Genomic DNA, 11,117 nt, shown 5'->3' with positions numbered 1-11,117 from the left:
GTATTAAAATGGAAAATAAAACATTATAAAAATAAAATACTATCTATTTTGTAGAAATAGACTGTTTGATAAAATGTTAATGATATGATTAAAAAGAATTGCTAAAAATATATTTAATAGAATTTTTATAAGGGAGAAGATATGAAAAAAAGATATAAACGGTTATTTATTATAAGTGCAATAGCGATAGGAGTCAGTGCATTCTCATACTTACAAAATAATTTAATAAGTGTAAGTGAAATATCAATAACATCTAGTAAGATATCTTCTAATTTCAAGGGGTTTAAAATTGTACAGTTGTCGGATTTACATAGTAAAAAATTTGGAGAAAACCAAGAAGTTTTAATTGAAAAAGTGAAAAGCTTGAACCCTGATATTATCGCCATTACAGGAGATCTAATCGATAGTAAGAGGTATGATGCAGAGGCGAGTTTAAAGGTAGTGAAAGAGCTTGTAAAACACTATCCCGTTTATTTTGTTACAGGAAATCATGAATTATGGTCAGGGCGGTATGATAGTTTAGAAAAAGAGTTGAAAAGATATAATGTGACAGTTTTGAGAAATGAACATGAACGTATTCAAAAAGAGGGGCAGGAAATTTGCCTTCTCGGCATAGATGATCCGGCATTTACCGCGAAAAATAACGATGAAAATGAAGAGATGTCTACAGTGAAAAATGAAATCGTTAAAGCGAAAAATGCGGTAGATCAGGATGAATATAAAGTACTACTTTCATATAGACCTGAACTTTTACAAGTATACGCTGAGCAACAAATTGATTTAGTTTTAACAGGGCATGCCCATGGAGGACAAGTAAGACTGCCTTTTATTGGAGGCTTAGTTGCACCTAATCAAGGCATATTACCCAAATACACAGCAGGTTCATATAAGGAACAAGGTACTTCCATGATAGTAAGCAGAGGGTTAGGGAATAGCATCATTCCTCAAAGGATTTTTAATAGACCAGAAATTGTAGTCGTACAGCTGGATTAATTTGTACGACTTTTTTTATTAGCTTTGAGTGATGTTACGGTGGCTCATTCACTATAACTCTTTTAATAGAAAATAAGATAACAAATGTAAGCAACAGAAAGTATGTATGATGAAAGATTGGTGTTTTCTAAAAAGTACAAGTATCCATTACAATTTTGTTAAATTTGTACTACGCTACATAAACTAACAAATTTTGACGTTCTTTCTTTGTTATAGTGTAAATAATTAAAATAATCAGTTTTTGTTCAAATTAGAATGCTTATGGCTTGTGCATATAAAAAACTAATTATAAAGGAGTGTACACATGCATAAAGAATTTGAAATTGAGGAATATACTGCAATTGAAGAACAAATTCATTATTATAGTCAATGTTTATTGGTGAATCATCCTGAGCAAATTGTAAAGTATTTAGAAAAAAGGTTAGAAAAATATACAGAAACATTAAAATATGCACATTTGTATCCTGAAAAAGTTATTTTGCCTATCCAGCAGTTAGTAATTGAGTATTCTTTAGATCTTGCTAGAATTAGAAAGTATTTAAATTTAGAAACGTAGCCTATAAATAATGATTTAAAATGAAACAGAGTCGACAGTGAGAAATGAATTCTATTGTCGACTCTGTTTCATTTTTCTATAGACAATGTATTAGTTGTTAGAAAGATTGAAAAGATAATACTCATAAATATAATTTGACATATAATAATCTAAGAGTAAAATAAAAGTGAGTACTCACTCATTTCGAGAAGGAGGAGATCTTATTGCAACAACCTTCAGTCATTTTACAAGATGTATCAAAGTGTTTTGGAAAAAAAGAAGTACTGCACAATATTTCACTATCTGTAGCAGAGACAGAGATTTTTGGTTTAGTAGGTCCATCCGGGTCTGGTAAAACGACGCTTATTAAAATGGTTGCTGGCATTAGTGAATCAACAATAGGGGATGTAATAGCATTAGGGGTACAAATGCCTAACTTAAATGGCATGAAGCAAATAGGGTATATGGCGCAAGCGGATGCGCTGTATGAAGAATTATCAGCTTATGAAAATGCAGACTTTATTGCAACAATGTATGGATTAAAAGGGAAGCGCAAGAAAGAGAGAATAGAAGAGGTATTTACATTGGTACAATTATCCCAACATGCAAAAAAGCAAGTGCAACATTTTTCAGGTGGAATGAAGAAACGGTTATCACTTGCTATAGCACTTCTACATGAGCCCAAGTTATTAATTTTAGATGAACCAACGGTTGGGATTGATCCAGTTTTACGTAAATCTATTTGGGAGAATTTTTATGAGCTCAAGAAACAAGGAACAACGATTATTGTGACAACACATATTATGGATGAAGCTGAATTTTGTGAACGTCTTGGATTAATTAGAGATGGTAAGTTAATTGCAACGGGAACACCAAAGGACTTAAAAGACCGAACTTCATCAGGACGGATTGAAGATGTGTTTTTATTGGAAGGGGTGGTTGAATCATGAGAATTGGTGGTGTAGTTATCCGTATTATTCGCCAGTTTTTTCGAGATAAACGATCATTGGCAATGATGTTTGGAGCTCCGATGTTACTCCTTTGGTTATTATCGTTAGTGTTTACTCAAAAGGACTATACTCCGCATATTGCATTAGTAGATGTTCCAGCATCTATAGTGGAATCAATGAAAAAGCAAGATGCTACCATCTATGAGTATAGTAAAGAAAACGCACAGTCTAAGTTAGAAAAGCAACAAATAGATGCCATTATAACTTTAGAACATGGAAAAGTGAATGTATTGCTGGAAGGTAGCGATTCTTCAAAAAATAGCGCCGTGCTGCGACTATTACAAAAGGGTACAGAAAAAAATGAAATGCCTGGTATGAAACCAAAAATTGATTTTTTACATGGTTCCGCAGACTTTACAATGTTTGATGGTCTTGGACCTGTATTAATTGGTTTCTTTACATTTTTCTTTGTCTTTATTTTATCCGGTGTATCTTTTGTGCGTGAGCGGTTAAGTGGAACGTTAGAAAGGCTTTTATCTACTCCAGTGCGAAGATGGGAAATTGTTGTCGGTTATATACTTGGATTTGGTATTTTTGCGTTTTTACAATCTGTTATCATTGTAAGTTTCTCTGTTTATGTTCTTGATTTATATGTAGCTGGATCTCCATGGCTTACACTACTGATTACATGTATGCTTTCATTAACAGCATTAACACTAGGAACTTTTTTATCGGCATATGCCAATAATGAATTTCAAATGATTCAGTTTATCCCACTGGTTATTGTACCGCAAATTTTCTTTTCAGGTTTGTTTCCAATGGAATCAATGAATAAGTGGCTGCAAATGCTAGGTAAGTTATTTCCGCTCACATATGGTGCTGATGCAATGAGACAAGTGATGATTCGTAATCAAGGATTTGCTGAAATTGCGGGAGATCTTGGTGTGTTACTTCTTTTTGCGTTATTATTTGCAGTAGGGAATGTATTTGCTTTGAAGAAACATCGCAAAATATAATGTTTATAAAAAAGGAGCTTTACGAATGAAGAAAGATTGGCTGGAAGAATTAATTGCTGCTACAGACACAGATAAACGTAATGAACGTCAAATGCGTATATTAGAAGCGGCGGTTGATATGTTTGGAGAAAAAGGATATGCATCAACTTCAACGAGTGAAATTGCAAAGCGTGCTGGTGTAGCGGAGGGAACAATCTTCCGCTACTATAAAACAAAAAAAGATTTACTATTAGCGGTTGTCATGCCAACATTAACAAAGTTTGCTGCTCCATTTTTCGTACAGGCTTTTGCAAAAGAAGTACTTGAAAATACGTACAAATCGTATGAAGAGTTTTTAAGAGTGGCGATTCGAAATCGATTTGAATTTGCTAAAAAACATTTTCCAATGCTAAAAATTTTAATGCAAGAAGTCCCGTTTCAACCAGAATTAAAAAATGAAATACAACAATTAGTGGAAAAAGAACTTTTTTCCCGCTTTAAAAAATTAATTGTACATTTTCAAGAACAAGGACAAATTATTGAAATGCCTACACCTTCAGTTATACGCCTTACTTTATCAGCTATAATGGGGTTAATTTTAACTCGATTTTTATTATTACSTGAAGAAAAATGGGATGATGAAGTGGAAATTGAAAATACGATTCAATTTATATTGTATGGATTAACACCACAAACGTTGCTATAACAACGTTTGTGGGTTTTTATTTTCGTATTTGCAAACATTTTGCAAACATTTTGCAAACATTGACTATCCAAACAGACTTTCTTTTTTGAGATTTAATAAATGCACCGTTTACACCACTGCTACTTAATCCATAGTTTCCTAAAATCTACATAGCCGAACGATTCAAATTGAATATCTTTAATCATCGGATGAAATGTACGATTTTTAATAGGATGGTATAAAAATAGGAACAAATTCTCTTCTCGGATATAGCTCTCAGCTTTTTCTATCCAAAATTCTCTATCAGCGCTAGTCTTAGCATGCTTGATACTTTCAAAGTGAATATTTAAAATGGCTAGTTGTTCTAAAGAAAAAAAGCGATTAAATATAGATGCTTTATTTAAAAAGGTACCGATAAAAGATAAATGGTAATCGGTTGAAGCTGCTTCCCCCATGAATAATAAATCATCGTGCTTTACCAGCAGATGGTCATCTAATTACTCTTGAATCAGAAGTGCACCATGCAGAAGTTGCAAAAGTGAATATAGCGAGAGCTGAACTATCTAATATAGTAGAAGTAAGAATTGGATCTGCTCTTGAAACACTGCCGAAATTATATGATGAGGGAATTAATCCATTTGATTTAATTTTTATTGATGCAGACAAACAAAATAATTCGGAATATTTAAAGTGGGCCCTTAAATTGTCTCGGAAAGGTACTGTAATTATAGGGGATAATATAGTGCGAAAAGGAGAGATAGTCAATGCATCTAGTAAAGACGTCAATGTTCAGGGGGTTCGTCATTTCTTTGATATTCTTGCATCTGAGTCCAATTTATCCTCAACGGCAATACAAACTGTAGGAAGTAAGGGGTATGATGGATTTAGTATAAGTGTAGTACTGTAATTGTATCAAGTAGAAATATTTTATTTTAGAGGACTGTAGGAATGAATTGACAACGTCAGAAAATTTTGTAAGAAATGCAATCTTATTAAAAAAGGATACCAGTATTTCACAAAACGTGTTGGAGTTGTTACTAAATTCATACACAAATAAAATAATTTATAAGTGTATAGTTGAAGTACAGAAGTAGCCTTTACTAGAAATATGTATGTTAATCTAATTTTGCTGTAATAAATAATAAAAGCGTGACAGAGAAACGTCATGCTTTTTTAGTTGTTTCAATCTTTATGTTTAATAAGTATTAAATTATTTTAATTAATCTGGGATTAGTATAAGTTGCCCCATTAGTTTTTTAAAGCGCTGAGTGCCTAATAATTGGCAAGAAGAAGTTTACCGATAAGGTCTTGGCTGTCGGAGCTATGCTAGTGATCATCTTGGGGGTAAGCATGTTCAACCGCGGTCTGGGGCTTTCTGGAATCGCTTTATTTACGACGCCCAGCATGTGACGACTCATTTGGAACCGTTCGCATACGAGACCATTGTGCTCGAAGTGGGCACACGATGGTGTGGAACGTGCAGGCGACTCCCGAAGAGTTGAATGGCTGCAACAACCGTCTCTTTATAAATGAGTATGGGATTGAGAAGTCACTGGAAGTAGAAGAAAACCTCATCGTTTTCACATCAGAGAAACCGGGAACCTACATGTACAGCTGCTGGATGGGAATGATCCACGGTGTAATCATTGTGAAAGAAGCATTGGAGGAAGTAAAAGCTCCATAAAGAAAATCGGCTGTATCCAATGGGGATAGCTGGTTTTAAAAATATTTAGAAAATCCAGTTGACAGTCTATCTACTACGTGTTACGATACACCTGTAGTAAGTCGTACTGGATACTGACACCACTGAATAGTGAGGTTACAAAAATATTTTTAAGAAAAATAGTTGACACCTTCTACTCGGTGTTACAATATACATGTAATAAGCAATACTGAATAGCATGTTTTCCCAAAAGCTATTCAGTAAAAATTTCCCTTAGTACTCTGTTATACTGAATATAAGTCAGACAAAATAGAGGGGGTAGAGGAGGATCTGAACATGGAAAATTTAACTGAAATGCTGAAGGGTTCGCTGGAAGGCTGTGTGCTGGAAATCATCAGCCGCCATGAAACCTATGGCTACGAGATTACCCGCCGTCTGAACGAGCTTGGGTTTACTGAAGTCGTGGAAGGGACGGTCTATACCATCCTCGTGCGATTAGAAAAGAAAAAACTTGTGAATATAGAAAAGAAACCGTCAGATATGGGGCCGCCCCGCAAGTTTTACTCACTTAATGAGGCTGGCCGCCAGGAACTTGAATTGTTTTGGAAAAAATGGGATTTTGTATCATCAAAAATCAACGTCTTGAAGTCAATCTAGCTGCATAAGATATTCCGTCCGATATTTTTGGAGTGTCTTGTTCWGCTTTATAAAAAAGGAGGAAAAATAAYATGWTGGAAATGTTCAAAAAAWTGATTGGTGATAAAAAAGAGTACAAAATGATGATGGCACGGGTTGGAGCCCTGCCAGAGGACTACCAGTTTGTATTTAAGAAAATTCAAAACTACATGTGGAATTTCTCAGCGGGCAACGGGATGGATATGCTGCACATTCAGTATGAATTAATCGAGTTGTTCGAAGCCGGTGCAGCGGAAGGTAGAAAAGTGCTGGAAATCACTGGGGACGACGTGGCGTCCTTTGCCGACGAACTAGTGGCAAACGCTAAAACCTATGTCGCTAAGTATCGTGAAGATTTGAATCAGAGTATCATGAAGCGATTGGGAAAAAAGTAAATTCAATAGATAATACCGACTGAATAGCTGGTTACAAATGTGAATTGCCACCTTCGCTATTCAGTTATATTTTCAACCTGGTACTAAGTTATACGGATTATCAGTCAGACTAAATAGAAGAGTATAGGCAATCTAGCTCCGCAAAGCGCTTTTTATAAGGAGGAAAAAAGTATGAGCAATGCAGTGATTTCTGTAAAAGAGTTAAAAAAATCCTTTAAAGACAAGGAAGTCTTAAAGGGGGTGGATTTTGAGGTGCGGCGTGGCGAAATTTTCGCACTGCTGGGCTCAAATGGAGCGGGCAAGACGACGACGGTCAACATCCTCTCGACGCTGATGAAGCTCGATGACGGCGAAGTAGGTATTTGCGGCTTTGACGTCCAGCGTCAACCGGATCATGTTCGCCAGAACATCAGCCTGACAGGGCAGTTCGCAGCTTTAGACGGCATGCTCACCGGGCGGGAAAACCTGATGATGATCGCCAAGTTGCGGGGAGTTTCCAATCCCGCTCAAGTCGCCGACAATCTGCTTGCAAGATTCAGCCTGACCGATGCGGCCAACCGCCGAGCAGACCAGTATTCAGGCGGGATGAAGCGCCGGCTTGACATCGCCATGAGCTTGATCGGGACGCCAGCAGTCATTTTTCTCGACGAACCGACGACAGGGCTTGATCCCGAAGCACGGATTGAAGTCTGGGATACCGTCAAGGAGCTTGCCAGCGGCGGCACGACCATCTTGCTGACGACCCAGTACCTGGAGGAAGCCGAACAACTGGCGGACCGTATCGCTATCCTGCATGGCGGAAAAATCATCACGACCGGTACCCTTACCGAACTCAAAGAGATGTTCCCGCCAGCGAAAGTGGAGTACATCGAGAAGCAGCCGACATTGGAGGGAATTTTCCTCGCGATCATCGGCAAAAGGGAGGAGATGTAAATGAAAAGCAAAACAGGGGTATTACTAGGGCGTTTAATGCGCAACATCATGCGCAGCCCGGATACGATTATCACGGTAGCGATTACGCCGATTATGATGCTGCTGCTGTTTGTCTACGTATTTGGCGGCGCCATAGAGACAGGCACGGACAACTACGTCAATTATTTATTGCCGGGAATCTTGCTGATGGCTATCGCATCCGGTGTCGCTTACACTTCACTGCGGCTGTTTACGGATGTAAAGAGTGGGCTAATGGCGCGTTTCATTACCATGCCCATCAAGCGCTCGTCGGTATTGTGGGCTCACGTGTTGACCTCGCTTGTTTCCAATGTGCTTACTATCGTGGTGGTTATTCTCGTTGCCCTCTTGATGGGCTTCCGTTCCAGCGCTGATATCCTCGATTGGCTCGCAGTAGCTGGGATACTCGGGCTGTTTACGCTAGCGCTGACATGGCTGGCGGTCATTCCCGGCTTGACAGCGAAGTCTATGGAAGGGGCGACAGCCTACTCGTACCCGCTGATTTTCCTGCCGTTTATCAGTTCGGCCTTTGTCCCCACTGAAACCATGCCTAAAATTGTCCGTGCGTTCGCTGAGAACCAGCCCGTGACTTCAATCGTGAATGCGATTCGTGCCCTCTTGTATGAAGGGTCTGTTGGCAACGGTATCTGGATCGCGCTTGCCTGGTGCGTCGGCATCATGATCATTGCTTACTTCTTCGCCAATAAAGCATTTAAACGCCAGTTAGGGTAAGTACACCATTATGGGATTAGCCATATCAATAGGTGGTAATGACGGATTGGACGGTAACAATAGCGTTTGTATAAATAATCACGAAATTGGAACTGAGATGTCAGATTGTTGGCAACATCATCTGGTTGCGTTGGATCCTGATTAGGTAAGATATAAATTCTAATCATGTAAAAGTATAGCTTGAGAATTATTGTGTACTTAAAGTAACGGGAGCGTTAGTTGAACAACAATAATATATTGTTGTTGTGGTAAATGAGGTCATATGTTGTACAAAAGGATAGATGTATACAGGTACTCTCTCCTGTTCATCTATCCTTTCCTTTTAACCCTATATAATGTGTGACATTATAATACATCGTTTAATTATAGTGTTTCATAATTATTTTCTTGACTTTTGATAAAATGAGAAAAGGAGTGTTTTTTTAAGGATAAACGGATTTTTATGTTAAAATTTTACTATCAATAATTTCTTGGGAGAGGTCTCTTAAAGTTGAATATATTAAGAAGAACGATATCTAGTAAGATGGGGATAATCATTTTAGTAGTAATAATATTGATTGCAGGATTTTCATATTGGACGAATAAAGACAGAATTTCTAATAACTTTGCTGAACAACTATTTAAATATCCCCTTCCTCCACAAACCAAAGTCATGGAAAAGGAACAAGTTAATGGAAAATCCCTTGTATGGGGAAATGGTGGATATTGGGGTGTTATTGCATCTGTTCGCCTATCTACTAAACTAAGTAAAGCAGAAATATTGTCGTATTATAAAAAAGCTGGTTTATTTAAATACCCTAAAAGTGATAAAAAAGGCGTTGAACCTGAAATCTACTTTCAAGATGACTTAAAAAAGGTGGAAAAACCAGAAGGATTTTATTACACGACAAACGATGGAGGAAATAACCCGTTACACAGTTATTTCAACAAAGATGGAAGTATGAAAATAGAACAAAGCACCAACGAACATACAGGACAAATGGAGTATGTGGTACAGATAACAAGTGACTTTGATTACTTTCTAAATATTAATTGACACTAACTTTATAAAAAGTTGCGATGTTTTGCTCCTTTGGATTTGTTTATCTAAATGGGCGTTTTTATAGTGAAAAGAAGATCTGAACTGAAAGGCGGATTAAGGAACTGTTGAGTAGCAATAAAGTATCCTTTTTTACAAATGCGTACGAAGCTCAAAGTGCAGGCTATCGACCATGCAAAAGATGCCGACCAGATCTAAATATAAAAATATATGACCCGTTCGAATGCGTTTTGGAAGATACTATGCGATTGATAAAAAATAATTATGTTTAAAACATGTCTTTAAATGAAATTGCATCAAGGGTAGGAGTTAGTCGTTTTCATTTAAATCGGATTTTCAAAGAAAGAACAGGGTATACTCCTCGAATATATTTAGAAAGGATCAGAGTTAAGAAAGCAAAGGAACTTCTCTTGACAACGGTCTTTAATAGTACGGAGATTGGTTATCAAACAGGCTATCAAAGTGTATCTAGCTTTTATAATGCATTTAAAAGAAATACAGGACTTTCACCGAGTCAATTCCGTGCTTGCAATAGTGGACATACCGTAAACCAAGAACTTGACTGAATTCACGCTCTTTAACAAAAGACAGAATGAATTAACAAGCGTGCTTTGTACTTCTCATATTTTTTGAAAATTGTGATACAAGGAAAGTATTCAAAATACAACAAAGGAGACTATTATATAATTTGTGTAGGACTATTCTAGAAACGGGCGCAATTCTGTAGCAAGAATTGTGCTCGATCTTTATGTATTGGGCCACTATGTTGAATAAGAGCTGAAAAGCTGAATTAGGTTCGCATTTATGGAATGGAAGTGTGAAAAGTTGTGAAAATAATACATTTTTTATTAAGGGTCATAGTACATAAAACTAATAGCTTCCGAACATAATAATAAAATGTTTTGGAGGTGAGTTTTATGGATAAAAAAGACTTTCAAAAAGTTTATAATGAATACTTACAACAAGGGAAAGACCAAGTTCAATTGGAAGTAGTTGAGGAAGTCGATTCAGGAGTAGAACAAATTGTTGCAGTTCGTAAAAATGATGAGGATGATATTATTGCTTTTAAAACAAGTAGTGGAAGAGAACTAGATTATATTACTGCTCTTGATGAAGCAAAATCAGGGAAGTTAGCTCATGTGGATGTATTTCATAAGTATGGCAGGGATATTATACGTAGTGAACCTGATGGTATAAAAGAAAATAACTTAGATAACTTACCTTCTTTTTAAAAGGGTAAACCTTAAGAAGAGAATGTTAATTTGGACATTCTCTTCTTTTCTTGTATATTAAGTCATTTGATAGAATATGGTACCATTAATACGATACATCAAATAATTATAATGTTTATTCGTGTGAGTGTAGTGTAATGCTAAAAAAAGAACTGAAATACTTGTCACAATATTATTTTTCTAGGTTTTCCTTAAAAATGAACGGTTCATTTTTAAAGTGAAATCGCTCTTTTAAAAAGCTCCCTAAATTTCTCCCTATCTTCTGATGTAAA

Annotated in this window: 13 protein-coding genes and 2 pseudogenes; 14 read left to right on the top strand and 1 reads right to left on the bottom strand. The window is 36.6% G+C overall.

What is annotated here, in order from left to right:
• Window positions 1-141 precede the first annotated feature (141 nt).
• The 5 genes from AC1DIT_RS24610 to AC1DIT_RS24590 all read left to right on the top strand — a co-directional run bounded on the left by AC1DIT_RS24610 (window position 142) and on the right by AC1DIT_RS24590 (window position 4,179).
• Window positions 142-993 carry a metallophosphoesterase gene (locus AC1DIT_RS24610; RefSeq protein ID WP_016132819.1) on the top strand — a complete coding sequence of 284 codons (852 nt, stop codon included), beginning with the start codon at window positions 142-144 and terminating at the stop codon, window positions 991-993.
• A 304-nt stretch (window positions 994-1,297) separates the two neighbouring features.
• Complete coding sequence (locus AC1DIT_RS24605; RefSeq protein WP_003197750.1) at window positions 1,298-1,549, top strand: hypothetical protein; 252 nt, start codon at window positions 1,298-1,300, stop codon at window positions 1,547-1,549.
• Window positions 1,550-1,752: 203 nt separating this feature from the next.
• The gene (locus AC1DIT_RS24600) at window positions 1,753-2,478 is read left to right on the top strand and encodes an ABC transporter ATP-binding protein (RefSeq protein ID WP_016114886.1); all 726 of its coding nucleotides are present in this window, start codon (window positions 1,753-1,755) and stop codon (window positions 2,476-2,478) included.
• Window positions 2,475-3,494 carry an ABC transporter permease gene (locus tag AC1DIT_RS24595; RefSeq protein WP_016114887.1) on the top strand — a complete coding sequence of 340 codons (1,020 nt, stop codon included), beginning with the start codon at window positions 2,475-2,477 and terminating at the stop codon, window positions 3,492-3,494. Before AC1DIT_RS24600 ends, AC1DIT_RS24595 begins: the two co-directional genes overlap by 4 nt.
• A gap of 25 nt (window positions 3,495-3,519) precedes the next feature.
• Window positions 3,520-4,179 (top strand): TetR/AcrR family transcriptional regulator, encoded by a 660-nt coding sequence (locus tag AC1DIT_RS24590; protein ID WP_476998471.1) that lies wholly within the window; start codon window positions 3,520-3,522, stop codon window positions 4,177-4,179.
• A gap of 119 nt (window positions 4,180-4,298) precedes the next feature.
• Here AC1DIT_RS24590 and AC1DIT_RS24585 read toward each other — a convergent pair whose 3' ends face one another.
• Window positions 4,299-4,613 carry a periplasmic substrate-binding domain-containing protein gene (locus AC1DIT_RS24585; protein ID WP_016114889.1) on the bottom strand — a complete coding sequence of 105 codons (315 nt, stop codon included), beginning with the start codon at window positions 4,611-4,613 and terminating at the stop codon, window positions 4,299-4,301.
• A gap of 14 nt (window positions 4,614-4,627) precedes the next feature.
• On the opposite strand from AC1DIT_RS24585, the pseudogene AC1DIT_RS24580 reads away from it, so the two are divergent.
• The 9 genes and pseudogenes from AC1DIT_RS24580 to AC1DIT_RS24540 form a co-directional block, all read left to right on the top strand.
• Window positions 4,628-5,065: pseudogene (locus tag AC1DIT_RS24580) on the top strand (O-methyltransferase); the annotation flags it as partial.
• A 558-nt stretch (window positions 5,066-5,623) separates the two neighbouring features.
• Window positions 5,624-5,842 (top strand): cupredoxin domain-containing protein, encoded by a 219-nt coding sequence (locus tag AC1DIT_RS24575; RefSeq protein ID WP_033671178.1) that lies wholly within the window; start codon window positions 5,624-5,626, stop codon window positions 5,840-5,842.
• 315 nt (window positions 5,843-6,157) lie between these two features.
• Window positions 6,158-6,478 (top strand): PadR family transcriptional regulator, encoded by a 321-nt coding sequence (locus AC1DIT_RS24570; protein ID WP_016131412.1) that lies wholly within the window; start codon window positions 6,158-6,160, stop codon window positions 6,476-6,478.
• Between the two features lie 71 nt (window positions 6,479-6,549).
• Window positions 6,550-6,891, top strand: a complete 342-nt coding sequence (locus AC1DIT_RS24565; RefSeq protein WP_476998470.1) for a DUF1048 domain-containing protein — start codon at window positions 6,550-6,552, stop codon at window positions 6,889-6,891.
• Between the two features lie 171 nt (window positions 6,892-7,062).
• Window positions 7,063-7,824 (top strand): ABC transporter ATP-binding protein, encoded by a 762-nt coding sequence (locus AC1DIT_RS24560; protein ID WP_016114893.1) that lies wholly within the window; start codon window positions 7,063-7,065, stop codon window positions 7,822-7,824.
• Window positions 7,825-8,574 carry an ABC transporter permease gene (locus tag AC1DIT_RS24555; RefSeq protein ID WP_016114894.1) on the top strand — a complete coding sequence of 250 codons (750 nt, stop codon included), beginning with the start codon at window positions 7,825-7,827 and terminating at the stop codon, window positions 8,572-8,574.
• A gap of 490 nt (window positions 8,575-9,064) precedes the next feature.
• Window positions 9,065-9,610, top strand: coding sequence for a hypothetical protein (locus AC1DIT_RS24550; protein WP_016114895.1), 546 nt, complete (start codon window positions 9,065-9,067; stop codon window positions 9,608-9,610).
• 125 nt (window positions 9,611-9,735) lie between these two features.
• Window positions 9,736-10,179 (top strand): annotated as a pseudogene (locus tag AC1DIT_RS24545) (helix-turn-helix domain-containing protein); the annotation flags it as partial.
• 351 nt (window positions 10,180-10,530) lie between these two features.
• Window positions 10,531-10,845, top strand: a complete 315-nt coding sequence (locus tag AC1DIT_RS24540) for a DUF3892 domain-containing protein (protein ID WP_016114897.1) — start codon at window positions 10,531-10,533, stop codon at window positions 10,843-10,845.
• Window positions 10,846-11,117: the final 272 nt, after the last annotated feature.

It is taken from the genome of Bacillus sp. 05T22, assembly GCF_056396765.1.
This window is presented reverse-complemented; position numbering and strand designations above follow the sequence as displayed.